This is a genomic window from Streptomyces sp. NPDC044061, assembly GCF_056434305.1.
The window spans coordinates 22,094-48,285 of sequence record NZ_JBWKFL010000035.1; the positions used below are offsets into that span (position 1 = coordinate 22,094).

At 69.0% G+C, this 26,192-nt stretch carries 22 protein-coding genes, 1 tRNA gene and 2 pseudogenes; 11 read left to right on the forward strand and 14 right to left on the reverse strand.

Annotated features, from left to right (window positions below; translation table 11 throughout):
- From AC07CM_RS38710 to AC07CM_RS38720, 3 genes are all read right to left on the reverse strand, one after another.
- Complete coding sequence (locus tag AC07CM_RS38710) at positions 1-4,203, reverse strand: nSTAND1 domain-containing NTPase (protein WP_478881211.1); 4,203 nt, start codon at positions 4,201-4,203, stop codon at positions 1-3.
- A gap of 12 nt (positions 4,204-4,215) precedes the next feature.
- Positions 4,216-4,557, reverse strand: coding sequence for a CU044_2847 family protein (locus tag AC07CM_RS38715; RefSeq protein ID WP_478881212.1), 342 nt, complete (start codon positions 4,555-4,557; stop codon positions 4,216-4,218).
- A gap of 295 nt (positions 4,558-4,852) precedes the next feature.
- Positions 4,853-5,746 carry a helix-turn-helix transcriptional regulator gene (locus AC07CM_RS38720; RefSeq protein WP_478881213.1) on the reverse strand — a complete coding sequence of 298 codons (894 nt, stop codon included), beginning with the start codon at positions 5,744-5,746 and terminating at the stop codon, positions 4,853-4,855.
- Between the two features lie 262 nt (positions 5,747-6,008).
- On the opposite strand from AC07CM_RS38720, the gene AC07CM_RS38725 reads away from it, so the two are divergent.
- From AC07CM_RS38725 to AC07CM_RS38735, 3 genes are all read left to right on the forward strand, one after another.
- Entirely contained in the window at positions 6,009-7,025 is a 1,017-nt protein-coding gene (locus tag AC07CM_RS38725; protein WP_478881214.1) for a zinc-dependent alcohol dehydrogenase family protein, read from the forward strand.
- A gap of 107 nt (positions 7,026-7,132) precedes the next feature.
- Positions 7,133-7,543, forward strand: coding sequence for a (R)-mandelonitrile lyase (locus AC07CM_RS38730; RefSeq protein WP_478881215.1), 411 nt, complete (start codon positions 7,133-7,135; stop codon positions 7,541-7,543).
- A 733-nt stretch (positions 7,544-8,276) separates the two neighbouring features.
- Positions 8,277-9,548 (forward strand): multidrug effflux MFS transporter, encoded by a 1,272-nt coding sequence (locus AC07CM_RS38735; protein WP_478881216.1) that lies wholly within the window; start codon positions 8,277-8,279, stop codon positions 9,546-9,548.
- Between the two features lie 284 nt (positions 9,549-9,832).
- On the opposite strand, the gene AC07CM_RS38740 is transcribed toward AC07CM_RS38735, so the two are convergent.
- The 9 genes and pseudogenes from AC07CM_RS38740 to AC07CM_RS38780 form a co-directional block, all read right to left on the reverse strand.
- Entirely contained in the window at positions 9,833-10,288 is a 456-nt protein-coding gene (locus AC07CM_RS38740) for a hypothetical protein (protein ID WP_478881217.1), read from the reverse strand.
- Between the two features lie 216 nt (positions 10,289-10,504).
- Positions 10,505-10,771, reverse strand: coding sequence for a DUF3885 domain-containing protein (locus tag AC07CM_RS38745; protein ID WP_478881218.1), 267 nt, complete (start codon positions 10,769-10,771; stop codon positions 10,505-10,507).
- Positions 10,768-10,968, reverse strand: a complete 201-nt coding sequence (locus tag AC07CM_RS38750; RefSeq protein ID WP_478881219.1) for a DUF3885 domain-containing protein — start codon at positions 10,966-10,968, stop codon at positions 10,768-10,770. The genes AC07CM_RS38745 and AC07CM_RS38750 overlap by 4 nt, the downstream gene beginning before the upstream one ends.
- 429 nt (positions 10,969-11,397) lie before the next feature.
- Positions 11,398-12,455 (reverse strand): annotated as a pseudogene (locus AC07CM_RS38755) (threonine aldolase family protein).
- 15 nt (positions 12,456-12,470) lie between these two features.
- Positions 12,471-13,046: a helix-turn-helix domain-containing protein gene (locus tag AC07CM_RS38760; RefSeq protein WP_478881220.1), complete on the reverse strand. Its 576-nt coding sequence runs from the start codon at positions 13,044-13,046 to the stop codon at positions 12,471-12,473.
- Positions 13,043-13,771, reverse strand: a complete 729-nt coding sequence (locus tag AC07CM_RS38765) for an alanyl-tRNA editing protein (protein ID WP_478881221.1) — start codon at positions 13,769-13,771, stop codon at positions 13,043-13,045. Before AC07CM_RS38765 ends, AC07CM_RS38760 begins: the two co-directional genes overlap by 4 nt.
- Before the next feature lie 592 nt (positions 13,772-14,363).
- Positions 14,364-14,699, reverse strand: a complete 336-nt coding sequence (locus AC07CM_RS38770; RefSeq protein ID WP_478881222.1) for a hypothetical protein — start codon at positions 14,697-14,699, stop codon at positions 14,364-14,366.
- Positions 14,700-14,901: 202 nt separating this feature from the next.
- Positions 14,902-15,318 (reverse strand): hypothetical protein, encoded by a 417-nt coding sequence (locus AC07CM_RS38775; RefSeq protein ID WP_478881223.1) that lies wholly within the window; start codon positions 15,316-15,318, stop codon positions 14,902-14,904.
- A 215-nt stretch (positions 15,319-15,533) separates the two neighbouring features.
- Positions 15,534-16,127: an RICIN domain-containing protein gene (locus tag AC07CM_RS38780; protein ID WP_478881224.1), complete on the reverse strand. Its 594-nt coding sequence runs from the start codon at positions 16,125-16,127 to the stop codon at positions 15,534-15,536.
- A 676-nt stretch (positions 16,128-16,803) separates the two neighbouring features.
- Here AC07CM_RS38780 and AC07CM_RS38785 point away from each other — a divergent pair.
- Positions 16,804-17,505, forward strand: coding sequence for a 2-phosphosulfolactate phosphatase (locus AC07CM_RS38785; protein WP_478881225.1), 702 nt, complete (start codon positions 16,804-16,806; stop codon positions 17,503-17,505).
- A 465-nt stretch (positions 17,506-17,970) separates the two neighbouring features.
- Complete coding sequence (locus AC07CM_RS38790; RefSeq protein WP_478881226.1) at positions 17,971-18,534, forward strand: dihydrofolate reductase family protein; 564 nt, start codon at positions 17,971-17,973, stop codon at positions 18,532-18,534.
- Positions 18,535-19,498: 964 nt separating this feature from the next.
- Here AC07CM_RS38790 and AC07CM_RS38795 read toward each other — a convergent pair.
- The gene (locus tag AC07CM_RS38795; RefSeq protein ID WP_478881227.1) at positions 19,499-19,927 is read right to left on the reverse strand and encodes a hypothetical protein; all 429 of its coding nucleotides are present in this window, start codon (positions 19,925-19,927) and stop codon (positions 19,499-19,501) included.
- A 415-nt stretch (positions 19,928-20,342) separates the two neighbouring features.
- Positions 20,343-20,417, reverse strand: a tRNA-Trp gene (locus tag AC07CM_RS38800).
- A gap of 457 nt (positions 20,418-20,874) precedes the next feature.
- On the opposite strand from AC07CM_RS38800, the gene AC07CM_RS38805 reads away from it, so the two are divergent.
- The 6 genes and pseudogenes from AC07CM_RS38805 (at position 20,875) to AC07CM_RS38830 (ending at position 26,080) form a co-directional block, all read left to right on the forward strand.
- Positions 20,875-21,438, forward strand: a complete 564-nt coding sequence (locus AC07CM_RS38805) for a DinB family protein (RefSeq protein WP_478881228.1) — start codon at positions 20,875-20,877, stop codon at positions 21,436-21,438.
- Between the two features lie 111 nt (positions 21,439-21,549).
- The gene (locus AC07CM_RS38810) at positions 21,550-22,089 is read left to right on the forward strand and encodes a 2'-5' RNA ligase family protein (RefSeq protein ID WP_478881229.1); all 540 of its coding nucleotides are present in this window, start codon (positions 21,550-21,552) and stop codon (positions 22,087-22,089) included.
- A 323-nt stretch (positions 22,090-22,412) separates the two neighbouring features.
- A complete protein-coding gene (locus tag AC07CM_RS38815; protein ID WP_478881230.1) occupies positions 22,413-22,919 on the forward strand; it encodes a hypothetical protein in 507 nt (168 codons plus the stop codon).
- Between the two features lie 457 nt (positions 22,920-23,376).
- The gene (locus AC07CM_RS38820) at positions 23,377-24,630 is read left to right on the forward strand and encodes a cytochrome P450 family protein (RefSeq protein WP_478881231.1); all 1,254 of its coding nucleotides are present in this window, start codon (positions 23,377-23,379) and stop codon (positions 24,628-24,630) included.
- A 101-nt stretch (positions 24,631-24,731) separates the two neighbouring features.
- A pseudogene (locus AC07CM_RS38825) lies at positions 24,732-25,537 on the forward strand (IS5 family transposase).
- A gap of 198 nt (positions 25,538-25,735) precedes the next feature.
- The gene (locus AC07CM_RS38830) at positions 25,736-26,080 is read left to right on the forward strand and encodes a hypothetical protein (protein ID WP_478881232.1); all 345 of its coding nucleotides are present in this window, start codon (positions 25,736-25,738) and stop codon (positions 26,078-26,080) included.
- Positions 26,081-26,192 lie beyond the last annotated feature (112 nt).

The window sequence follows — 26,192 nt, forward strand, 5'->3', positions numbered from 1 at the left end:
TCAGAGGTGGCACACCTGGGTGGTGCGACGGTTGTGCAGGTAGCGGTCGGCCTCCTGGGGGGTCAGCCGACGGTGGACTGCGCCGCATACGGCGTCGGTCGCCTGAGCGGGGGTGGGCAGGTCGATGTCGTAGAGCCGTACCGCGCTGTCGTCGGTGGCGAGGGCCAACGTACGGCCGGCACTGCCGAACGCCATGAAACCGATGCCGTTGTCGGAGACGGTGAGTGTCTTGCGGATCTGTTCGGTCGGCGTGTCCCACAGCCGCACGTCGCCGTCCGAACCGGCGATGGCGAGAGTGCGGCCGTCAGGGGTGAACGCCAGTGAGGTCACGCTGGTGGGAATGCTGAACGTGGTCGGTGATGTGTCGAAGATGTCCTTCCGAATCGCCACCGTGCCATCGGCGCCGCCGATCGTCAGGAGGTGTCCTTTCGGCGCGAAGGCGATCCGTGTCACGCGTCCCGGGCTGTCGAGGGTGGCGAGAACCTTTCCCGAGCCGGGGTTGCGGATCCGCACCTTGCGACGGTCTGCGGTCACCGCCGCCAGGTAGTGTCCGTCGGGGCTGAAGGCGACGGGGATGGCCGGGTCGATGTCCGGCGTCTCCTCCTCGTCCTCCGCGTCCTCTCCGGTGATGCTTCGGGCTCTGCCCGTTCGGAGGTCGAAGAGGCTTGCGCCGTCGACTACCAGGATCCTGCCGTCCGGGCTGTACACCAGGGTTCTGCTGCCGCCGCCCTGCGGGAGGGACCGGCGTGTCCGACCGGTTACCGGGTCCCGCAGTCGCACACTGTCTCCGTCACTGCCTACGGCAAGCGTCCCGCCGTCCGGACTGAAGGCCAGGCCCGTGGCATCGTCGGGTTGGGTGAACTTCAAGCGGATGGCGTTCCGGCGTGTGTCCCACAGCCGTACGACCCCCTCGCTCGTGAGCGTCTGTGTTGAAACGGCGACCGTACGTCCGTCAGGACCGACCACCATGTCCTGCAACGTCCCGTCGATACCGGGCAGTGCCAACCGCGCCATGCCGCTGTACGGGTTCCACAAGCGCAGGTCGTGGTCCGCGCTGCCGCTGACGAGTGTGCGGCCGTCCGGGCTGAAGGCCAGGGCCGTGACGTCGGAGGTGTGGCCGACGAAAGTCGCACGCGCCTTCCCCGTGCCGGCATCCCACAGACGCACGGTGTGGTCACTGCTCGCCGTTGCGAGAGTGTCGCCGTCCGGACTGAACGCAAGGGCGGTCACCTCACCGGTGTGCCCGAACAGCGAGGCGAGGATCTTCCCGGTGCGCGCACTGCGCAACTGGACGAAGCCACCGAAGTCCCCGGTCGCCAGACGTCTGCCGTCCGGACTGAAGGCCACGGATTCTGTCGCTCCCAAGGGCATGTCAGCGCTGGGAGACGTGTCGAACCCGGCCCGCTGCTTACCGGTGTGCACGTCCCACAGCCGTGCCCGGGCCTCATGGCCCAGTGACGCCACCGTACGGCCATCGGGGCTGATGGCGGCGACCTGCGTGTCGACTCCCGCGGCGACGAAGCCGCTCCGCCTGCCCGTGGCCGTGCTCCGCAACTCGATGCCCTTGCCCGCGCCTCCGACGGCCAGCGTCCGTCCGTCCGGCGTGAGTTGGATCGAGGCCGCCGTGGTGCGGACCGGGCCGGCGTGCGGTCTGCCCGTCGTGGCGTCCCACAGCATCAGGGTGTGCTCGTCGCTTGTGTCGTTGCCCGACAGCGTCGCCACTGTCCGCCCGTCCTGGCTGAACACCATCGCCATCAGCGGATGCGGGGCGGTGAACGTCACCCGGGGCCGTCCCGTGGCCGGGTCACGGAGGTACACGGTCCCGTCCTGTCGGGCCTCGGCGAGGGTGCGGCCATCCTTGCTGTAGGCGACGGACACGATCCTGCTGTCAGTGGTGATCCTGTGCTTCAGCGGCAGGTCGGCGGCGGTGTAGAGGGCGGCGACGGCCTGGTCGGTGGGGCTGGTTCGATAGGCCTGTACCGCGAGGAGCGCAGCCAGGTCGGGGTCGGTGTGCAGCAGGGCACCGGAAACGGCTGCGAGTTCCCGGGACCGCGCCTCCCGCTGTGCTGTGACGGCTTCCGAGCGCTGCCAGACAGCAACCCCCGCTGCGAGCAGGGCGAGGGCGAGGAGGCTCGCGAGGAAGGCGTTGAGCCGTCTGGCCCGCCGGATGCCCGCCTGCTGGTGCTGGTGGCTGCGCTGCACATAGGCGCCGATGGTGGCGGGAAGTCCGCGTTCGGCGCACCATTCCAGCCCCTGGCTCAGGTCCGTTCCCCGCAGCAGGTCATCATGACGATGATGCGCCGCCCAGCGCGCGTGTTGTTCGCGAGCGCGGCGCAGCCAGTCCTGGAAGCTGTGATCACGGGCCACCCACTCGCGCAGTTCCGCCCAGTCCCTGATGAGGGCGTCGTGGATCAGTTCGGCGACCGGCTCTCCCGGCTCGGTGGCTGGGGCTGCGGGATGCCGACTGCGAGTGGTCACGATCCGGTGGCTGGTCAGCGCGGTCAGGACGTCGTCGAAGAGCGACTCATCGGTGACCGCATCGGAGGAGCCGGCGGCAGAGGCAGTATCCGCACGAGCGTCGGTCAGGTCGCGCAGGGAGGTCAACGACACCTGCTGGCGGACGGCGGGGATGCGGCCGGATTCGTCGGCGGGCCGGACGAGTGCGGTGAGAATGCGTTCGGCGACGGTTCGTCGTTCGGCGGTGAGGTCGGCGACCGCGGTGTTGCACCAGGTGGCCAGCGCGCCGGTGACCTCGCCGATCGCCTGGTAGGCGTGGTGGGTCAGGACGCCGTTGGAGCGTCGTCGCCACAGCTGGCTCAGGGTCAGTTCCAGTGGTGGCAGCAGAACCGCCGGGGCCCGGCCGGTCGTGGCACCGGCGGGGTCGGCGGCCAGGACGTCGGTGATGATCCGTTCCGGAAGACCGTCCTCGAAACGGGCTCCCACCGTCTGTGCCGGGCGGGTGATGATCGCGTTCAGGTCCTGTCGGCCGAGTGTGGCGGGGATGTTGACGAGCCCGGGGGCGACGGCTTCCAGCAAGGCCGGGGCAATGGCTGCCATCCGCGGGTAGAAGTCGTCCCGCATGATCAGGAGGAGGGTGATGGCCGCCGACGAGGCCGCCGCCCTCGTCAGCTCGTCGATGACCGCCTGGCCGGCGGCGGTCGACTGGGTGAATACCTCCTCGAACTGGTCGATCACCAGGAGGAGATGGTCGCGGTCTGATTCAGCCGCGAGCCTGCGGGCGGCCGCGGACGACAGACCGGACGTACGGGCGCCGGCCAGTCCGGCGCGCTCCAGCTCGGCGGCCAGGTCCTGCCCGGGCCGAGTGAGGACCGGCAGCCATCTGTCGCCACCGGGCAGCCGTCCCTCGGTGAGGGCCGGTAAGAGACCCGCCTGCACCACGGAGGACTTGCCGGCCCCGGACGGACCGGTCAGCAGCACCGCTCTACGGTGCCCGGCCAGTGCCGCGAGCATCTTCTCCACGGCTTCCTCGCGACCGTGGAACCACCGGGCCTGCTCGGCGGTGAACGGCTCCAGCCCCAGGTAGGGGCAGATGTCCTGGAGGATCGGCTCCGGCAGCACGCCGACCAGGGTGTCGACGGGCGTGGCGTAGGCGATGCCGAGCCCCTTCAGGTGGACGTCGGGCGTGGCGATGGCGGTCACCATGCCTACCACCAGGCCCGTTGGCTCGTCGACGAGCGGCGCGCCGCTGAACCCGGTCGTCAGGTCGTTGGCAGCGGTCAGTTGCAGGAGGGCGCCGCCGTTGTGGGTGCCGGGCAGCAGTTCGCCCGCTTCCGCGTGGCCGAAGTGTCCGCCGGCCGGCGCCTGGGTGGGAAAGCCGTACGACGACACGCGGTGGCCCCGGCTGCCCGCCGCCGAGCCCAGCGGCAACGGACGGATGCCCGCAGGTGTCCGTTCGAGCCGCACAACGGCGATGTCCTGGGCGTCAGCTGGGCTCCACGTCCCGGACTCGACGCGACCGACGGCCTCGGGCGTGCCGAGGGCGGCGGGGAACGACAGCCGGACCCGGCCGCCCGGGGCGCTGCCGGCGGCATCGATCACATGGGCACAAGTGAGAACGGTGTCCTCGGCGGCGAGGAACCCGGCCCCGGCCACCCGCCCGGCCTCGTCCGTGATCCGGGCGATGCTCGCCCAGAAACCGTCAGGTCCTCCGCGGCCGCCACCGCGGTCAAGGGCGCCCGTCACGGCCGTCACCCCTCAAGAGGCCTGCGCGTCCGGGGCTTCGGGGGCGTTCTGCCACAGCACCCGTACCTTCAAGTGAAAGCCGGCCTCGCTCTTGGTGATGACTGCCCCGGCCTGCGCCGACAGGTCGACTCCGAACTCGACCTCGATTTCCGCCGGACCCGCGTGCCTGAGCTGTTCCACGACGGCACGTGCCGTTTCCCGCACCGGGGCGAGTACCGACTGCAGGCTCGCCGGCAGATCGCGGATGACGTCACCGACACGGCCGGCATGGACGGGTCCGTCCGCCGTGACGGGCGCCGCCTCCACGAGGACCGCACCGCCACCGTCCAGCGGAATGCGCGCAAGGCTCGGCATCCGGCCGCTCTCCCGTCTTCCCCGTGTGCCCTCGTACCGCGCGGAACGTGCGCGCGCCCGAGACTGACGGGCAGTCACGATAGCGGAGGGGGCGATCAACTCACCCCGGGATGAGGATGATGGCCGGATCACGGCGTCCTCGGTTCACCACCTGCCGGTGTGCCGTAGGGGGAGCGGACCGGAGGGATACCGCGGATCAGTGGCTTCAGGGCCTGGCTCGACAGCGGGTCCGTGCTGATGGCCGTTTCTGGATGGAGACTTGGACGTCGCCGGATGCGTGGGGGCATCGCCGTTGTCAGGCGGTGGGGTGCTGCTGCGCTGCCGGGCTGACGTCTTCGGTGGCGGCCAGGGAGGCGAGCAGGCGTAGTCCCTCTTCTGAGGGGGAGCCGGGTTCGGCGGTGTAGATGGTCATGTTGAGTCCGGGTTCGGCGGCCAGGTCCAAGGACTCGTAGGCGAGGGTGAGATCGCCGACCGCGGGGTGGCGAAACCGCTTGGTTCCGGTCCCGTGGCGGCGGACGTTGTGGGCGCCCCAGCGGGTGCGGAAGTCCTTGCTGCGGGTGGACAGCTCTCCGATGAGGTCGTGCAGGTCCTTGTCGTGAGGGTCGCGGCCGGCCTCGCGGCGCAGGATGGCCACCGCCATGTCGGCGAACAGCTCCCAGTCGGGATAGAACTGGCGGGAGGCGGGGTCGAGGAAGTTGAAGCGAGCCAGGTTCCGCTGGTTGTCGGAGTGGGCGAACAAGTCGGTGTAGAAGGCGCGGGCGAGCGGATTGGCGGCCAGGATGTCCGTGCGGCCGTTGCACACGACCGCGGGCCCCGCCGTGATCGCGTCCAAGGTCCATTGCAGGCTGCGGTGCGGGTTCCACTGCCGGCTGGTGGCGCGGCGCCGGGGGCGGGTGAGGGCATCGGAGCCGTCGGCCGCCTGCGCCAGGTGCAGGAGATGGGCGCGCTCGGCGTCGTCCAGCTGAAGCGCGCGGGCGACCGCCTCGAGGACGGCCGGGGAGGCGCCGGCCAGGTTGCCCCGTTCCAGCTTCGCGTAGTACTCGACGCTCATGTCGGCCAGCGCTGCGACCTCGCTCCTGCGCAGCCCGGGTACGCGCCGTCGGGAACCGGCAGGCAGGTCGGCCTGTTCCGGGGTGATCTTCGCTCGCCGCGAGGTGAGGAACTCGCGGACCTCCTCACGGTTGTCCATGTCTCCGACGGTACGGCTTGCCCGCCGGGGGAGGGGTGTACTGGCAGTACACCTTTCGCTGGTAACTCGCTGGCCGCCCGAAGGAGCGGTTACCTGGAGCAGAGGCACTCCCTGTGCGGCGCGGCCGCCCCGGGGGCACCCCGGCCGGGCAGCGCGCGAAGGACATCGGCGCCCTTACGCGTCCCCGATTCGCCCGCCCAGGGCACGACGGCCCGCGGACCGCCCTCAGGCCCGCCCCTCAGCAAACGGAAGGACTTCCCCCATGCGCGGAGCAGTGATCCACGCCCCCGGCGATGTGCGCTTCGAGACCCTGGATGATCCGAAGATCCTCAAGCCGACCGACGCGATCATCCGTACCGCCGTCACCTGTGTGTGCGGCTCCGACCTGTGGCCCTACCGCGGACTCGACGCGACCGACGAGGCGCACCCGATGGGGCACGAGTACGTCGGCTTCGTGGAGGAGGTCGGGGCTGAGGTCACCGAGCTCAAGCCGGGTCAGTTCGTCGTCGGCTCGTTCGCCACTTCGGACAACACCTGCGCCAACTGCCGCAACGGCTTCCCCTCCAACTGCCTGAACCGCGAGTTCATGAGCACCTGCCAGGCCGAGTACGTGCGCATCCCCAACGCCCAGGGCACCCTGGTCGCCACCGACGAGGTGCCGGGCGAGGAGTTCTGGCCCGGCCTGCTGGCCGTCTCCGACGTGATGGGCACCGGCTGGTACGCCGCCGACGCCGCCGAGGTAAGGCCCGGCTCCACCGCCGTGGTGGTCGGCGACGGCGCGGTCGGACTGTGCGCGGTGATCGCGGCGAAGGAGATGGGCGCGAAGCGGATCATCGCCATGAGCCGTCATGAGTCCCGCCGGCAGCTCGCCCGCGAGTTCGGCGCCACCGACATCGTCACCGAGCGCGGCGAAGAGGGCGTCGCCCGGATCAAGGACCTCACCGACGGCATCGGCGCCGACTCGGTCCTGGAGTGCGTCGGCACCGCCCAGGCCATGCGGCAGGCCCTGCGCACGGCGCGGCCGGGCGGCAACGTCGGCTTCGTCGGCGTCCCCCACGAGGTGGCGATCGACGGCCAGGAGCTCTTCTTCTCCCACGTCGGCCTGCGCGGCGGCCCCGCCCCTGTGCGCCGCTACCTGCCCGACCTGATCGACCGCGTCCTGACCGGCCGCATCAATCCGGGCAAGGTCTTCGACCTCACTCTGCCCCTGGCGCAGGTCGCCGAGGGATACCAGGCCATGGACGAACGCCGCGCCATCAAGGCACTCCTCAAGCCCTGACCCCCGCCGCCGCTCACCGGAACACGCCGCCGCCCTCGCGATCCCGCGAGCCAGTGGCCCGAGCGTGTGCCCGTCAACCCCTGACGCCCACCGAGAAAGAAACGACCTTGCAGATCACCCGAAGCTCGATCAACACCGTCAAGGGTCCCGCCGACTGGTTCACCGGCGACGTCTACATCGACGCCGTCGCCGCCGCACCCGAGCCGTCGCGGGTCACCGCCAACCTGGTGCACTTCATGCCCGGCGCACGCACCCACTGGCACCGCCACCCGCTGAGCCAGACCGTCTTCGTCACCGAGGGCATCGGCCTGTGCCGGCGCCGGGGCGGACCGATCGAGGTCATCCGGCCCGGCGACCGCGTCCTGTTCGAGGCCGACGAGGAGCACTGGCACGGCGCCGCACCGAACCGGCTGATGGTCCACCTGGCCATCAACGAGGCGGACGCCGACCACGACGTCGTCCACTGGCTGACCCCCGTCACCGACGAGGAATACGCCGCCGCCCCGGCCACCGACTGACACCTGACCCCAACCCGGCGGCGCCGCCCCCGGGCCCCTGACCGTCAACGGCTTCCGCCTCGGCAGCGCCCGGCGCATTCTCACCGGTTCGATGATCGGTGGCATCGCCCTGACCCAGGAGATGCTCGACCTCTCGGCCTCGGCACCATCAGGCACGGGCATGTTCAAGGTCGGCTGATCGCCCGCCTGCCCTGCGCCGCCAACGCCCTGGCGCCCGACCTTCGGAAGCCCCCGATCGAAGGGGAGCGCGCTTCGCGCCGGCAGATGCCTGGAGACGGTCGACGGCCTCGTCGCTCCGCTCGCAGCACGGCCGGCTTCTTTCAGCCAGGCCGGTGTGCGTCCAAGGGACTGCGCCGGTCGGCCGGCGCCGTGAGCTCGCTGCGGGCGAGTAGGGCGTGCGGCGAGGGCACGCGTGCTGGGGCAGTCGAAGGCCGGCGTGGGTGCCCGGCCCACGCCGGGATCCGTGCCCATGAGGCAAGCAGCCGTGACGGGGGAGGGGGTTGGTCACATCCAGGGTGCCGCCCCAGACCGTGCGGGCTGCGGGGGAGAGGTGATGCGCCCACCCACCGGCAGTGCGCCCGGCCCACGGTGCCAGGCATGCACTGCCGGTACACCCCTTCACAGGAACTCCCTGACCGCCGCGGAACGCGGTTGTGTGGAAATCGGTCAAGTTCCTGCGGTGCCGAGAGGCCGCTGGTGAAGCCGTTTTGTCGCCCCTGTTCATTGGAGCTGCGTGAGTACCCCCGTGATCCCGAGCCTGCCGCGCGAGCGGACGGTCGGCCGTGCCCTGGCCGCCGTTCTCGCGCTGCTGACCGTCTTCGGTCCGATCTCGATGGACCTCTACCTACCGGTGCTGCCCGCGCTGACCCGTGAGCTGCACGCGTCGACGTCGGCCGCGCAGCTGACCGTCACCGCCTGTCTGCTCGGCCTGGCGTTCGGCCAGGTGGTTGCCGGGCCGCTGTCGGACCGGTTCGGCCGGCGCCGTCCCATGCTGGCCGGCGCCGTCGCCTATATCGCCACCTCGGTGCTGTGCGCCGTCAGTCCGAGCGTCGAGTCGCTGGTCGCCGCCCGCTTCGTGCAGGGTCTGGCCGGCGCGGTGGGCATCGTGATCGCCCAGGCCGCCGGTCGTGATCTGTATTCCGGCGGAAAGCTGGTGCGCTACTACGGCCGCCTGACCGTGATCGGTGGACTGGCCGCGATCATCGGACCGGTCGTGGGCGGCCAGCTGGCCGCCGTCACCGACTGGCGCGGCATCTTCGGCTTCCTCGCCCTGCTCGGCGCCGTGATCCTCCTGGCCTGCCTCACCGTCTTCCGGGAGACCCTGCCCCCGCAGGAGCGCACCGGTGGCGGCCTGGCCCAGAGCGGCCGCGACTTCCGCCGGCTGCTGTCCGACCGGCTCTTCCTCGGCGCCGCCCTGATCACCGGCCTCGTCAACGCAGCCCTGTTCGCCTACCTCAGCGGCGCCACCTACGTCCTGCAGGGAATCTACGGGCTCTCCCCACAGGGCTACTCGCTCGCGTTCGGACTGAACTCCGCGGGCTTCATGGTGTTCGGCTTCGTCGCGGGACGGCTGTCGGAGCGATGGTCGGAGAAGGGCACTCTCGTCCTGGGCCTCGCCATGACCCTCGCGGGTGCGGGCGGCCTCCTGGTCACCGCAGCGGTGCACCTCCCGCTGGCCGCGATGGTGCTGTCCCTGCTCACCATGGTCAGCGGCGTGGCCGCCACCACCCCGCCCTCCACCTCGCTCGCCCTCGCGCACTACCCCGGGATCGCGGGCACCGCCTCCTCGCTGCTCGGCATGGCGCGCTTCGCGTTCGGCGGGCTCGCCGCTCCGCTCGTCGGCCTCGGCGGCGCCGGCACCGCCCTCCCGCTCGGGCTGGTCACCCTCGCCTGCGCCGCGCTCGCCGTGATCGTCTACGCCCTCGCCGTCCGCTCCCGCACCCGAGCCGCAGGGCACACCGTCGCCGCCGGGCGGCCCGTCGACCGGGTGACGGCCGCCTCCTGACTCGCCCTTCACGCGCAGTAGCGGGGTGCGGCGGGCTCGATCTCCATCGACATGACCGCCGAGGACCCGTTCGACGTCCGCGGCGGCTCCATCCGCTTCCGCCGCCCCGGCCAGCAGCAGACCTGCACCGTCTTCAAGCGGAACGACCTGTGGCTGTTCGTTGTCGGCCCGGGCGGTAAGAAGGCGTCCGGCTCCACAACTTGCACCGGCTCCACAGCAGCCTCGGTTACCGCATCTCACTCTTCCTCGGGTGCCGCGGGTTCCCCGCTCCAGCCAGGCGATCATCAGTGGTAGTAGGCGACCATGGCGGCGAGCAGTATCGCTGCTGAAGCCGTGACCGCAGGGACTCGGTAGCGGTTCCAGGCGGCGAGGGCCAGGCAGCCCGACCAGGCTGCGCCGGTGAAGGTGACTGCCCACGCTCCGCTCGCGGTGCTTGCGGCGGCGAGGGGTATCGGGGCGAGCAGGATTGTCGGCGGGATGATGACGAGTCGTGGTCTGATGTCCAGCCGTTTGTAGGCGAGGGTGAGCACGATCAGGGTGACCGTGAGGATGAGGGGGACGGCCGTCACGTTCAACCAGGTGATGCAGAGGCTGTCGCTCGCCTGGCAGGTCCGGTTGCTGCGGTGTTCGGACCAGGAGTGGTAGCTCCGGGCGCCGGTGGCCAGAACCGCTCCTGTGGCAGCCGCGCCCAGCACGCGCGGCAGGACGGGGTGGTGTGGTTGCGTGTGACAGGTAGTCATGGAGCCAGCCTTCCCGAACGCGGGCCCGGGGGCCTGAGTACTCGTACTCACGCCTGCACCGGGTCGACTGCCGGTCCGGCAGCAACTGACCGGCGATGGTCGCCGCCGCACACCTGCCTGCTACGTCTGCGGGGCGGTCCGCCGTGCGCCGCCGCGAACTGAGGAGGTGGGACCCTTGAATCAGACACCGTGGGCGGGCACGGCGATCCGGGCCCGTCAGAGACCCGACGGATGACTGGAGAGCCAGTCGGCATGCCGATCGCGCGTGCGGTCCCGCTCCTGCGGTGAGGTGAGGAAGACGTCGGCGCCGCCATCGTAGGGGTGATGGACGCGCCGCATCCGCGTGTCGGTGATGAGGACTCCCGCCACCTTGTCGTCGGCGATTTCACGGAGCAACTCGTCGATGCAGCCACGTTGCCAAGTCCGGCGGGCGGCGAAGAGATGGCAGTAGGTGCGGAACTCCGGCTCTGGATCGTCGTTCACCAGCAGGCTCTGCCATAGCCGGCGTCGGGTTGAAGCGGCGGGACCTCGGCTTCAGTCGCCCAGTTAGGAGTGATCACGTATACGTCTGTGCCGGCGAACAACTCGTCGAGGACGGTGTTGTAACGCTCCAGGACGACGGCGTACTCGCTCTCGTTCTCTGCGTACCGCTTCGACTGCGGCAGGCTGCGAAAGCGCACCCAGGCATCTCGATACGGGACACGGAGTTTGTAGCCCACTGGAGGGCAGTGGGGCCATCGCTGCTGCCACACCTCCGTCAAAGCCGCCTGCCCGCCTCCAGACACCTGCTGCACTCGCCCTCTCGCGTATGGCCCGTCTCGACAACCATGATGCCCGGCGCTCACTCGCCAAGCGAAGCGACGTTCAACAGACGGACCCACATCGCAGCTGAGGGCCATCTCGAGAAAGCCGGTGTACGTAGGACCGGCGCGCGGGCGCCTACTGGTCGGAAGCCACGCACCGACACGGATCAACGCCTACGGTTGTCGGCACTCAGGGCGGGCGAGGAGGCTGCCCACGCCTCGTACCACCGTGACCTGGTTCGTGTCAGGAGCGATGGCGCGGTCCACCACGGTGGTGACCCGGCGCCTCCGCTCTGCCGTGGGGCGTCAGACGGCGAGGCGGCGTACGGCCTCAAGGAGAGTGTCGACGTCGTGTTCGGTGGTGGAGAAGGAGGTGACGAAGCGGCAGACACCTGGCTCCCAGCGGTCGTGGTAGAAGGTGAATCCTTCGGCCAGGAGCTGGTCGATGACCGGCTGGGGGAGGCGGCAGAAGAGGATGTTGGCCTCGACGGCGTGCAGGAGATCGGCGCCGGGAATGGCCTTGAGCCCGGTGCCGAGGCGCTCGGCCATCGTGTTGGCGTGGGCGGCGTTGCGCAGCCACAGGCTGTCTGTGAGGTAGGCGTCGAGCTGGGCGGACTGGAAGCGCATCTTGGAGGTGAGCTGGCCGGCGCGCTTGGTCCGGAAGGACAGTTCCGGGGTGAGGGCGCGGTCGAAGACGACGATGGCGTCGGCGGTCATGGCGCCGTTTTTGGTCGCTCCGAAGGAGAGGACGTCGATGCCGGCCTGCCAGGTCAGCTCGGCCGGGGTGCAGCCCAGGGCGGCGACGGCGTTGGCGAAGCGGGCTCCGTCCATGTGGACGCGCAGGCCCGCGTCCTTGGCGATGCGGGTCAGGGCGCGGATTTCGGTGGGGTGTAGAGGGCGCCGGTCTCGGTGGCCTGGGTGATGCTGAGCACGGAAGGCTGCACGCTGTGTACGTCGCCGACCTTCCGCGTCGCGGCCGCGCGCAGCTGGGCGGCGTCGATCCGGGCGTCGTCGCCGGACAGGGGAACGAGTTTGGCCCCGCTGGTGAAGAACTCCGGTGCGCCGCACTCGTCGGTGTTGATGTGGCTGTCGCGGTGGCACAGCACGCTGCCCCAGGGCGGGGCGAGGGCGGCCAGGCTCAGGGCGTTGGCCGCGGACCCGGTGGAAACGGGCAGGACGTCGACGTCGCGTTCGAAGATCTCCGCGAAGCGGGCGCGGGCGCTGGCGGTGAACCGGTCGGCGCCGTAGGGCAGATCCTGGCCGGCGGCCGCGGCGAAGACGGCCTGGACGATCTCGGGCGAGGCGCCGGCGGTGTTGTCGCTGGTGAATATCCGCTGGGGCACGGCGGGGGCGGTGACGCTCATGTTCAGGGATGTCTTTCAGCTGATGATGGGGGAGGCGATGACGACGGTGACGTCGGCCGGCTCGGGGCCGGTGCGGTAGACGTGCGGGGCATCCCCCGCGAAGGCGAGCAGGTCGCCGGGGTGCAGGTCGGTGGGGGCGTCGGCAGGCCCGGCAGCGAGACGACCGGAGGAGACGAGCAGGTGCTCGATGGTGCCGGTCGCGTGCGGCACGCCGTCCAGGTGTGTCCCGGGGGGCATGCGCAGCCGCCAGATCTCCAGGCTGTTGCCGCTGCTGATACGGCGCAGCAGTTCACGTCCTACCTCGCCGTCGGCGAGGTCGGTGCCGGGTACGAACACCGGCCCCGGATCGGTGTCGCGGGCCAGAAGGTCGGTCAATGGGATGCGCAGGGCGATCGCGAGCGCGTCGAGGGTTTCGATCGTCGGGTTTCCCCGCCCGGCCTCCAGCTTCGAGAGCGTCGCCTTGCCCAGGCCCGCCCTGCGGGCCAGCTCGGCACTGCTCATGCCACGCTGCTCGCGGCGCTGGCGGATCTGGGCTCCGACCGCGATCGCTGTGCTGCTGGCGGGTCGGCGCTCCTCTGGCGGCGGCGTCATGAGTGCTCCCGGTGGTCGGCGCTGTAGGAAACGCGGATGCGGCCCTTCTTGACCTTCAGTGTCGGCAGTACGACGTCGACGAGGCCGCCGAGGCTGCGCACGTGGGTTCCCCCGCACGGAGCCGAGTGCAGATGGGCCAGGTGAACGACGCGACGACCGTCGGCGTCGTTCTCCCAGGTCACGGGCAGGTCTTCGGCAATGGCCTTGGCGACTTGCGTCCGCAGGGCCGCGGTGGCCTCCTCCCGGCCCTCCGGTGTGTCCAGGCGGGCGTCGGGCATCGGCGCGGTGAACTCGATCCGGGCCTGGCCGGGGAAGTGGTTGTTGGCGGCCAGCACCCAGCCCTGTGCCCGTCCGGCCGCTTCGATCAGGTGACCGGCGGTGTGCAGGGCGGCATGCGCGAGGCGCACCGGGAGGTCGATGCGGACCTGGACCGGCTGCCCGACCGAAAGGACGGGCAGCGCCGTCTCGCCGCAGGCCACGGCCACGACCAGCCCGGAGTCATGGTCCCGCACGGGGACGATCTCGTGACCGTCCACCCAACCGCGGTCGGCCGGCTGACCGCCACCCTGGGGGTGGAACAGGCAGTGCTCGACCGCCACCCACGGTGTGCCGTCGCGCTCCCCTATGGCGGCGACCTGGGTCTGGGCCTGCTCCTCGTATGTGTCCGCGTAGTAGGCGGGGACCTGCATGACACCCTCACTCAGATTGATGAACTCTACGTTCACTATAACGAACGATGGCGCATCCAGCCGCCCCGACGCTGGACGCCAAGGTTCGAGAACGGGTGGTGGGAGTGTGCGAGGGCCGCTCATGTCATGGGCGGACCGGGAACAGGTGCATACGCGGGGCCGATGGTGTGTGCTGGTTCAGCGGATGGGAGGCAGGGCCTTGTCACGGTGGGCGGCGTGGACGTAACGCACGCCGGTTCCGGGGTGGATGCCGAACGGGTGCACCAGACGGACCGGATCGGCGATGTGCCTGCAGCGCCAGCCGCACCGCCTTGGTGGCGCGCCGCTGCAGCCGGCGCCCCCGGGGAGTGGAAAGCCCACTACACCGCCGACGGCAACTTTGTACGTTACGCCACGAGGTGCTGGGACGAAGCCGGGACGTGCGCCTTCGGCCGACAGCACTTGGTGGTCTACGGCGCACAGGGCACCTTCGTCTACAAATCGTGCAGCGGTTGCATCAGTTGCACGAGGGCGGCGTCCGATGGCACGGACCCGCTGCAATGCATACGGAAGGGCTGCTACCTCACCCCCCTCGAGGAGGGGCAACGCTACCGGCAATGCTCCCACGCGTGGTGCGCGGGCTGCCGGGTCACTCCGGATGGGCCACTGCCTCCTTCTGCAGTTGCACCGCCGCGAGCAGGCTCAGCTTCGGCTCGGCCTGGCGCAGTGCCCTCACCGCCGCGACCGAGGTGATGTCGCCGGTGAAGCCGACGGCGGCCAGCCGGGAACGGACCCAGCGAGCGCGCAGTTGGGTCTCGGTGGCGGCGGCAGTGGACTCGACGAGTGCGACAGCGCGCTCCAGGCCGGGGCGCTCTTGTGGTGAGGCTTCTGCCAGTGCCTGACGCAGGGCCGCCGCGACCACGTCCGCGTCCCGGATGGCCAGCACGAAGTTGTTCTTCTTGCTCAGTCCCGTGAATCCTGTCATGAGGATCAGCCTGTCGGTCATGTTCTCTGAGCACCAAGCGACTTGAGGAGTTTCAGAGGAGTAATCGAAGCGGGGGCACTGCGCAGGTGGTCTCGGGACTCCACGATCGTTCGCGGGCGAGGGCGGCGGGGTCGGCGCCGCCGGCGAGGTGGGCGTGCAGCAGGTGGTACTTGCGGTGCCAGTCCGCGCCGTGAGGTAGCCGTCAGTCAGGGTCGAGGGCGGTCAGGGCGTCGGCGCGCTCATCGACACGGGCCGTGATCCCGGCGGCTTCGCGGAGCTCGGCTTCCCGCGCGTCGGCGGCGAGCTCGGCCTGGACAACGTCGTCGGCGTCCGGGTCGTAGACGGTGCCCGGCGCCGCGACGGCGAGCAGCTTGCTCGTCCGTGCTGCGCCGGGTGGCTCATGCGAGCTCGATGAACGGCAGCGCGACAGCAGCCAGCCTGGTCTGCAGGTTGATCGCTGGTCGCGACGTACCACGCGGATCCGGGGTGCCGGGTTCAGCAGCAGGGTGGAGGCGACGAAACGGTCGTCCGGTACGGTCAGGTCCAGCCAGTCGGGCAGCGCATCGCACTTGGGCTCGATGTACTCAAAGACGGCGTGGACATCGCCAGCTACCTTCACACCGCGGGTGACGTCGCCATTGGTGCGCAGGCTCTCTAAGCGGCGGTCGGCTTTCTAGGCGGCTTCCCGGAGGGGGCCCGGTCCGATCAGCTCGTTTCATGTCGTCCAGTTCGCGCAGCACGACCTGCAGTAGGTGGGCCATGTAGCGCGGGCCGATCTGGCTGGTGTAGAGCGCCCAACCAGGTGAACCGGCGAGCCGTCACGAAAGATCGAGGTTAGACGACATGCCAGGTGTGGTCGTCGTAGCCGCCGTTGGCCCAGGCGGAGTTGTAGCAGGAGTAGACCGTCAGCGGCAGGTTGTTCGCCAGGTCGGATCCGTCGCTGGCCCAGCCCGCGACGTCGAGGCAGAGACCGCTCTTCAGGTTGACGACGTGGTAGTAGGCGTTGCCGGGGCCGGACGCGTAGTCGAGAAGCCATTCCTGGTTGTCGTTGGCGGGCACCGAGTTGCAGTAGTAGGTAGAGACGTGGGTGGCCGCGGCGACAGAGCCGTAGCCGGGCAGGTCCATGCACAGACCGCTTTTCGTGTTCACGAACTCCACGACGGTGCTTCCGTTGATGGGCGGCTGGGTCGGTCGGATGAACCACAGCTGGTTGTCGTTGTACGTGAAGTCGCATGTGTACTGCGTGACTTCGGTGTTGGGCGGGGTGGCGTAGAAGCCAGGCAGGTCGGTGCACTTGCGGGTCGCGGTGTTCATGAGGCCGTAGGCGCTCTCTGCGTGGGCCGGCTGGGCGAAAGTGACAGCGGCCAGGACGGTGGAGGCGGTGACGCCGAGAACGCTGAGCGTACGGCGGAGCCTGACGGTTTTCATGGCGAGTCCCCCGGGTGCCGGAAGCGGGCAGGTAGAAGGGTCCGTGCGCAAGCGGCGGACCCTTCGCAGGCACTATCCCGAACGCTGCACCAGGCCGCTACCGGCGCATGCCAGCCAGCGGAGTTACGCCGGAGCGCACAACCCTCCGCGTACACCGGTTCTGGGCAGTACCAGCAAGGGCCGCCCCGCCGGCCGGGGCAGCGTCAGCCCCTTGCTCGAGTGTCACGCCCGGGCCGCGGTTCCTCGAGACCCGCACAACATCCCTCGCGGAACGCTTCCGGACAGGGCTTGGGCACAGCGACATCCTTCCCACCCGCCCCACCGGGCAGGCCAGTTCAGGGCATCGCGCTGCGCGTCGATGCCCTCCAGCCTGCCACCCTCGCCACCCGGCAACTCACCCTCGACAGCAGCGACGACGACGAACCAAACAGTGGCTGTCCACAGCAAGGATTGGATGGCCTCACCATTTGTGACAGCCCTACGCGGCGAACGTGCCGACGGCCGCCGCACTGTCCGCCAAGCTCGGCATCCCATCCCGTGTGGCGATTGAGCAGGCGTGTCGTTCCTGACCGCTTTCGCGAGGCAGGCAGCCGGAGGTGTTGCACTCCGAGGCCGTCGATGTGACGTGTGTCACTCTTCGAGCGCTTTGGGCCGGGCATACGCGATCATGATCGGAATGGACGCTCGCTTCCTTGGCATCGCTGATCTGGTCGAAGTCCCTTCTGTGGCGGTCGTGGTCGACGTAATGCGTGCTTTCACGGTGGCTGCCTGGGCCTTTGCCCAGGGAGCGGAAAAGATCGTTCTTGCCGAGTCGTTGGACGACGCCGCTTCGCTCAAGGCTCGCCACCGGGATTGGGTGGCGCTCAAAGACGGTCCGCCCGCGCCCGGGTTCGACTTCGTCAACTCGCCGGGCCTGCTGCGGTCTGTTGACCTTGCCGGACGGACCGTTGTGCAGAAGACCACGGCAGGGACGGTCGGCGCCCTTGCGGTCAAGGAGGCGTCGCTGGTGCTGTGCGCCAGCTTCGTGGTGGCGGAGGCAACGGCTCGGCTCTTGCGGACACGCGAGTGTGACCGTGTCACCTTCGTGATCACTGGCGACGATGGGCACGCCGATGAAGATCTGGCGTGCGCTCAATACATCGCTCGAAGGGCCACCGAGGCTGGGACGGATGCGGCTGAGCTCCTCCGCCGCGCCGGCGAGTCGCGCGCCGCCGCCGAGCTGGCTGAGGGTGTGCGTCAAGGAGTCCATCCTGATGACGTCGCGCTCTGTCTTGAGCTCGACCGGTTCCCCTCCGCCATGGTGGCGACTTTGGAAGACTCGCTCATGGTCCTCCGTCCGTGCGCCGTGCCTTCGCCGACCGACGAGGCTTCGATCTGATCGCTGGTGAGGTCCAACTCTCGCCGTGCAAGAGTCGGCATCCGGTCGGGTATGCGGCATCCGTACACGTCCCGATGACGGCGGTTCGGGGTAACGGCAGACGGCTGACCCGGGTGGTGCCGGCGGCGGTTTCGCGGAGTCGAATGCTGTCCTCGTGCTGGGCGGCGAGGCGGGCCAGGTCCTGGGTACTGAAGCCTCAAGCTCGTCGATCGTCCGCTCCGACTGGACCCGCGTTGTTTCTGCCCTCCTCGGAGAAGCAGGCCGTCGTGGACCGTTGGGAGCGTGACAGCGCGCCATCTGCGGCCGAGCCGGCCGTGCCCCTTGGGCCGTTTTTCTGAAAGATCCCCGTCCTTTGTGATGATCTTCGTGTGGGGCGGGGAGATCTGAAGGGATCCCGAGAGCCGCGATGAGTCCTGCGGTATGCGGCGGTCGTACTGTCGAACCCGTCAGCGAGGAGGACTTCTGATGCGCAGCGTGACTTATTCGATGAGCGTCTCACTTGACGGCTACATCGTCGGGCCGGACGGAGGCTTCGACTGGACGGCGCCCGACGAGGATGTCTTTCGCTTCTGGATCGACGAGATTCGAGAGGTCGGCGTCCACCTGTTGGGACGACGGCTGTACGAGACGATGCTGTACTGGGAGACCGCCGACCAGGATCCATCGCTCGACGACTCGATGCTCGAGTGGGCCGCGCTCTGGAAGCCGCTCCCGAAGGTGGTGTTCTCGACCACGCTCTCGGCGGTGCAGGGCAGTGCCCGTCTGGCTTCCGGCGGCCTGGCGGAGGAGATCGAGCGGTTGCGGGCCGAGCCGGGGGAGGGTGACATCGCGATCGGCGGCGCGACTCTCGCCGCCGAGGCGGCCGCGTCGGGTCTGATCGACGAGTACCGGACCATGGTCTACCCGGTGCTGGTTGGCGGCGGCATTCCGTTCTTTCCCCGGCGTGAGCGCCGGGTGGATCTCGAACTCGTCGAGACCCGCACCTTCAGCTCGAGAGTCGTCTACCTCCGCTACCGCGTGGCGCACTAGGGGGCTCGTTTGGACCACTGGTAGCGGAGGCGTGCTCAGGGCTTGCGGGTAGGTGTGCTGTCGGTTCCACGGTCTACGGTGCGACCATGTCGTTGGCCCTGCCCGATGGTCTGCCTCCCGGCCGGTTCCTGTCTCGTGGTCCCGTACGCCTGTGGGTCTCTGACGAATGCCCTCAAGGCGTCGAACGGCTGTGGCCTCGCCTGCTAAGCGAGCACAGAGCACGCGGCCTGGTTCCGCTCCTGTGGCTGGCCCGAAGCCACGGGAAGACCGCTCGGTCTGGACCACGTCGACGTCGTCCGCTTGGAGGATGGTGCGGTCGGCCTCGTTGAGCAGCCGGCCGGCGGAGCGTGTGTCAGCCGGGCGTATGTCAGCGGTGTCGCCGGCGTTCGCACAGCCGACCGCGACAGCGCCTACGAACAGGCACAGCGCAGCAGTCTCGCTTTCGTTCGCACAATCCCCCCTCGGGTGTCGAGCGGCACACGTACTGCAACGACGATCTCTCCCCACATCCAGGCGGATGTGCCCGTGGGTGCTCAGCAGAGAGTGGCAAGCAGGCCAGGAGCATTCGAGCTGCGACATCCAGTCCTGGTCTGGTGACCGTCCGGCAGCCTGGCGGAGCATCTGCTCGGACAGGTCCACGCTGATCACGCACGGATAGACCCTGCTCAGCAGTTCGGGTGAACAGGACGGTTCCAGACCCCATTTCGAGGCAAGGACCTTCGGGGAAGGGGCCGCCGCGGCCCAAGGCATCGCGCAACGGGTCGTTTCGGCCGGTGGCACGGGTGCTGTCCCACTCGGTGGCCAGGTGATCGAACAGCGCAGCAACGAACTAGCAGTCTCAGCGACCCAGGAGCGGCGGCCCGTGGCCAGGTCACGCGCGGGCTGGGCGTCCGCCGGCGTGTTGTGCACGCTCGCTGGCCGCTCTGAGCGTCGCAGTTGGCTGGGTCAACGGACACGTTGCTGGTCAGCAGTTGATGGGGGGATTACCGGAAGTGACTCGGCAGAAGTCCGAGCCGGGTCCGCCGTCGACGGTGCCGGCGTTGGGGCCGACGAAAATGGAGTCGCCGTCGAGGCCGCCGAGGATCCTGCCGTTCGCCGTGGTACCGGCGTTGGCCGTGATGGAGTCGTTGCCGGCGCCGCCGTCGACGGTTCCGGCGACGCTGCCGTTGATGACGATGTAGTCGCTCCCGCCCAGGCCGTCGACGCTATCGCCCGCGGAGAGGGCGCCGCAGCTGATGTAGTCGGAGCCGGCAGTACCGTTGACGGTGGTACCGGACACGGGGCGGCCGTTGACCGTACATGAAGCGAGGGCTTGTGCAGGCGTCGCGGTCAGGGCGAGGGGAGCTGCCACGAGGGTGGCGGCGCACAGCGTGCGCATCGCATGTCTGATCATGTAATGAGTGGTTCATGGCGACTTCATGATCGCAATTCTGCACCATCGGTGACTCTTCCGTCCGGGGCAGTCCGCCGCCCGGACGGGTCACCGAGCTGACCGTCGAATGATCGGATTTGCGGCTGATATTCGGGGCCGGGGGTCCGGGGCATGTCCCACACATTCCCCCTCTGGGAACCAGTGGGAACCACCCACACTGACGACGCCGCGGAAGTTCACCGACGAACCTTCACACGCCAGCCCGGGAAGTCCACCCGACGTGGGCCCGCGCGTCAGCGTATTTCGCCGCTTCGCAAGCGACAGCGTCCTGCCCGAGACTCGAGCGCATCATGCTCGGCACCGGCCTGGCCCGCCTGCCCTCTCACGGTCCGCGAGGGCACCTGCTGCTGACGGCCTTGTGCTGTTCCGTAGTGGGCGGAGCCGGCCGGATTTGAACCGGCGTCCTCGTGATTTTGGAGACCACGCGCGTCGACCTCTGCGCTACGGCTCCGCTTGCCCGCCATCCTAGGCGTCCCGAGGCCGCTTGACCCAGGTGATCGGGTTGATATGCGTCGCCGGCTTTCAGGCGCCGTCGGCTCCCCGCGTGTCCCGTGCTGAAGATCGCTCATGATCATGGACGCATAATGAGTGGGTCTTCGCCATCTTCGAACATGCAGGTCGGAGGCTCTGGCGTGGCGCTCGCTCGGGATACTCATCCTGATCTCGGCCGGGAGCCTGCGGTCTTGATCATCCGTCATGTCATCGGTCGAGGCTGTCACATTTGGGTCGTTGAACCCAACCCAGCCAGCCGGGTTGTCAATGTCAAACAGCCGCTCGCGGCGGCGCGGCCCGAAGGGCACATCAGCCCCGAGCGTCATCTCCCGGTGCGGTAGGGTCTCGCGGCCCTCGGCCGGCGACGGCGACCGCGAGGGTCACAGCCAGGTCTCCGTTGTATGTAGTGTGCGGAAATGACAAGAAGCGAGCGGCTCGCGGAGCAGCTGGACTGGTACTGGCGCAAGAACGTGCGGCCGCGGCTGGACGGTCTTACCGATGAGGAGTACTTCTGGGAGCCGGTGCGCGGCTGCTGGAGCATCCGCCCACGTGGCACGTCGGCCGCACCGATGTCGGCAGGTTCGGGGGAGTGGATGGTGGACTTCGCGTCCCCTGACCCGGTGCCGGCGCCGGTGACCACGATTGCCTGGCGGCTGGCGCACATCATCGTCTCGTGCCTGGGCTATCGGGTCGGATGGTACTTCGGCGGCCAGGACGTCGACTCCGAGACGTTCGCCTACGCGGGGACCGCTGACGAGGCGCTAAATCAGCTCGATGAGATGTATGGGAGATGGAACGCGGGGGTCCGCGAACTCTCGGACGCTGACCTGGAGAAACCGCCCACGGTGGGTCCCGAGCGGTTTCCCATGGAGAACAGGGTCCTGCACGTCAACAGGGAGCTGATCCATCACGGCGCCGAGATTTCCCTGCTGCGCGACCTCTACCGCTGGCAGGAGGGAGCCGTACCGCGCCGTATATGACTTTCCGGTAACCGGCGATCGAGCTTCGGAAGCCTACGTGGACTCCGTGACGCTCCGTGGCTGCGAGCTTCAGTGCTGCCGTCCGCTTCTGAGGTGGCAGCATGGGGAGTCATGGCAGACGACAGCACCAGCAGGTTTCGGGCAGGCCAGACGGGACTCATCATCAGGATCCCGGACGCGGAGCCAGCCGTCCGCGCTTGGCGTGAACGCTTCGATCCCTCAGCCAGAGCAGGAGTACCAGCACATGTCACGGTGCTTTTCCCGTTCCTCGACGAGAACCGAATAGATGCGCGTGTCAGCTCGGCTCTCACTGATGTGTTCGGCAGTCATCATGCCTTTGACCTGCGCTTTGAGAGCTGTGGGCGGTTTCCGGGGGTGCTGTATCTCGCTCCTGAGCCAGACGTGCAGTTGCGACGGCTCACCGAGGTGATCGCTGACCGGTGGCCCGAAGCCCCTCCCTATGGCGGACAGTTCACCGAGGTCGTGCCGCACCTGACTGTCGCTGAGGGTCAGGACGATGCGGTTCTGGATGAGATTGAGGCTGAACTGATCGGCAAACTCCCCGTCACATCTTTGGCCTCGTCAGTTGTCCTCATGGCGCATGACGGCGCGAAGTGGCAAGAGCGGGCGTCGTTCGCACTCCTTGGATGAACGGGCCGTGAGCTCGACTGGCTCGCGGCAACGGGCAGCCGACCAGCGATGAGAGAGGTCAGTTGAGTGAGTCGACTTCCGTCGGCACCGACAGTCCCTTCTCGGAGGATCCGGATCGAGTCGGCGAGGTGCCCGGCGAACTGGTCGTCACTGCGGGGCTTCGGAGCCCGTCGCATTGGGTCCGAGCCCCCGGCGGTGCTCTCGCGGACCGTCAGGGCCTGGCGCGGGCGCAGCCGGCCTCGCACTACGCGCAGTGTGTGATGAACCGTCGAGGCGCGCATGGCTTCCACCGGTAGATGGGTCTGGATTGCTGTACTGGGTTCATGGACGCAGCGCTAGCCACTCTGGTGGTCGGTATTGCAGGTGTGGGCGGAACCGTAACGTCGGGGTACGTGGCCCAACGCGCTGCCTACCGGGCGCTGCGCTGGGAGGGTGAGCGCCAGCACCATGACAACCTGCGCAACTGCTACATCGGTCTCAACAGCAAGGCGCGCAGCTGCCGTTATGCGCTGGCCGATTTTGTGCAGGCCGTGGCGACCGGTGCGTTGACGGACGAGATCCGTCAGAGGGCCAGTACGGCGATGAACGCCCACCGTGTCCAGTACGACGAAGCGCAGATGCTGGTCTCGGACAGTGTCCTCGCCGAGGCACGCATCGTGAACGACAAGATCAGCGTCCTCTACGGGTTGCTGCGGCGCATTGATTGCGGCGTCCCCCACCCAGACGACAACATCGATCGTGCGAAAAGCTTGCTGAAGGACCTGTGGCCAGCCCTGAGGTCCATGCGGGAGTCTATGCGCGTCGACCTCGGCGTCAGCAGCGCGCAGTGAGTCGTCCCTTCGGCCCCGCTGGACGGAGGTGACCAGAGCGACTGAGGCAACCTGGGCGATCTTCTAGTCGTAGTAGGTCCTGGACGCCGGGGGGCTGAGACCGGGCACGTCGGCGGTAGCCCGTGGCCGCTTCGATCCAAGCCGGCAGTTGGTCGCCTTGCAGGTGGGTGAGCATGGAGGCGAAGGAACGCACGTGCTCGGTGAGTGACGTCAGGTCAGGGCGGCCGGCCAGGACGGCCATCCGGTGGAGCCGGTCCTTGTCGGGCGCTGCCCCAGACCCTGCGCCTCGAACACCGGCGAGGCTGGAGGTGCCGGGCCCCGGCCCTTCGGTAGTCAGCCGAGCTGGACGGGCGGGCTGGGACCCTCGGCCGAGGCGTCGGCGGAACCGACTTGTACAACCAGCCGTCGACACCGCACTGTTGGCCGGTATTCGTTTCACACGGTCAGGAGTCCCAGCTTGTCCTCCCACACCCCCGCACCCGTGCCCGCGCACGTCGTCGACGCCGCCGGCGGCTGCCCGCACGCCCTGAACGCTGACCTGCGCGCCCGGGGGCCCGTTGCGGATATCGCCCTGCCCGGCGGGGTGCCCGCAGCAGTCGTCCTGGGGCACGACGCGCTCAAGGAGTTCCTCTCCCACCCCGACGTGGCCAAGGACGCCCGCCACTGCCCAGCCCTGAACGACGGCACGATCCCCGCGGATTGGCCGCTGCGAGTGTTCGCCAACGCCCAAGGCATGCACACCGCTGACGGCGCAGACCACCGCCGCCTTCGCTCCCTCGTCGGCAACGCCTTCACCGCCCGCCAGGTGGAGCGGCTGCGGCCGCGCATCGAGGAGCTGACCGCCGGCCTCCTCGACGACCTCGGCCAGGCCGCCGCCGAGGACCCGGACGGCATCGCGGACCTGCGCACCCACTTCGCGCTCCCGCTCCCGATGAGCGTCATCTGCGAGCTGCTCGGCGTGGACCCCGAGCACCGCGGCCGGCTGCACGACCTCACCTACACGGTGATCATCGCCACCGACACCACCCCGGCGGAGGTCATGGCCGCCGTACGCGAGCTCGTCGAGCTGCTCGGCACAATCGCGGCCGCCCGCCGGGCCGCCCCCGGCGACGACCTGACCAGCGCCCTGATAGCCGTCCGCGAGGACGGCGGCGACCGGCTCAGCGAGGACGAACTCATCGGCACGATGCGCCTGATGCTGGTCGCCGGCCACGAGACCACCCTCAACCTGATCAGCAATGCCGTACGGGCACTGTGCACCCACCGTGACCAGCTGGCATTGGTCCTGGAGGGCAAGGCCACCTGGTCGGACGTGGTGGACGAGACGCTGCGCTGGGACGGCCCGGTCAGCTGGTTCCCCTTCCGCTACCCCACCCGCGACCTGGCTGTCGGCGGCACCGTAATCCCGCAGGGCACCCCGGTCCTCGCCGGCTACACCGCCGCCGGGCGCGACGAGGCCTTCCACGGCCCGGACGCCGACCGCTTCGACATCACCCGGCCCGGCGTGGCCCGGCACCTGTCCTTCGGCCACGGCGTGCACTACTGCGTGGGCGCCCCGCTCGCCCGCCTCGAGGCCACGATCGCCCTGGAACGGCTCTTCACCCGCTTCCCCGATCTCGACCTCGCCGTACCCGAGGCCGAACTGCCCCGCCAGCGCAGCTTCATCGGCAACAGCGTCGAAGCGCTCCCGGTCCGCCCGGTCCGGCGCTGAGGCGCGCTTCCCGCCGGCCCCTACCGGCCCCGGCGGGCGGGGACAGTTCTCTGCTAACAGGCCATGTCAATTGGCCTGTTCGACGGCCGGCCGGGACGGGGATCGCTGAGCGGCTGGTGCCGGATGAGCTGTGGGAGCTGTTCCAGCGAGTGGTGCCGGAGGTGCCGACCCGTCCGCAAGGTGGAGGTCGGCGTCGGCACGGCGACCGGCAGGTGCTCCAAATGAGATGATGCCTCTAAGCTCGTGCAGCATACCGGGATTGCCTGGGAACACCTGCCGCAGGAGCTCGGCTTCGGCTCCGGCATGACCTGCTGGCGGCGCCTGGCGGAGTGGACCGAGGCCGGGGTGTGGCCTCGGCTGCACGAGGCCCTGCTCGCCGAGCTGCGGGCCGCGAACGCCTTGGACTTCTCCTGTGCAGCGGTCGACGGCTCCCACATTCGGGCGTTATTAAGGGGGTGCTAAGACCGGACGAAGCCCCGTTGACCGGGGCAGGACGGGCAGCAAGCATCACCTGATCACCGACGCTACCGGCATCCCACTCGCCGTCACGCTGACCGGCGGCAATCGCAACGACGTCACCCAGCTGATCCCGCTCCTCCAGGCGGTGCCGCCCGTTCGCGGCAAGCGCGGCCGACCTCGGCGACGCCCGGGCGTAGTACTGGGGGACCGCGGCTACGACCATGACAAGTACCGCCGCCTGGTGTGGGACCTCGGCCCGAAACCGTTGTTCGCCCGCGGTGGCACCGAGCACGGCTCCGGCCTGGGCCCCCAACGCTGGTTGGTGGAGCGCGCGTTCGCCCATCCGCACTGGTTCCGGCGCCTGCGGATCCGCGACGACATCCACGAGGCTTTCCGCACTCTCGGATGCGCGCTCCTCTGCTGGCGGCGTCTGAACGGACTCCCGTAGAAGCTCTTGGTTCAGCGACAACCTTGTACACCACGCCTCCACGAGACCTTTCCGGCGGGCTGAGTAACGGGCGAACCAGCAACGGTTCCTCCGCTGGAAGTAACGTCAGGACGCATGGTGTCTTTGTTCGCATTGTTCGGCCCGCCCGCGATCACACTCCTTCTCTTCGTCGTTGGGGCATTCCCGTACGCGTTGTGGGTGACGAGGAGGAAGCCCTCGCAGCCGGCCCGCTGGGCTGTGATCGGCAGCGCAGCAGCCATCGCCGCCTACGGAGCCGGAACCGTCTACGGACTCGCCTTCACGAACCCGCTCGGCGTGTGTGGGGACAAGACCGGCGACGGCGTGTACATGGATGCCGGGCGGGACTACAGCCTGACATCGGTGAGCGTGGACAACTTCCCTCCGTCCATCACCTGCCACTGGACCAGCGGCCACAGCACCGAAGAGGTGTGGTTCTGGACTGCGCCGCTGCTGTACGCAGGGGCGGTCTGCTCCATCGTCTGCATCGCCCTGCTCCTCATCAACCGAACGCATAGCCCCTGAGCGCCTTTCACATCGTCCGTTGAGCGCCTCGGCGTTCTGGCGCCCAAGATCCCGCGCCCTGTTCCGAACACGGCTGTCTACCACCGTCCGCGGGCCGACCAAGGAGCAGCAT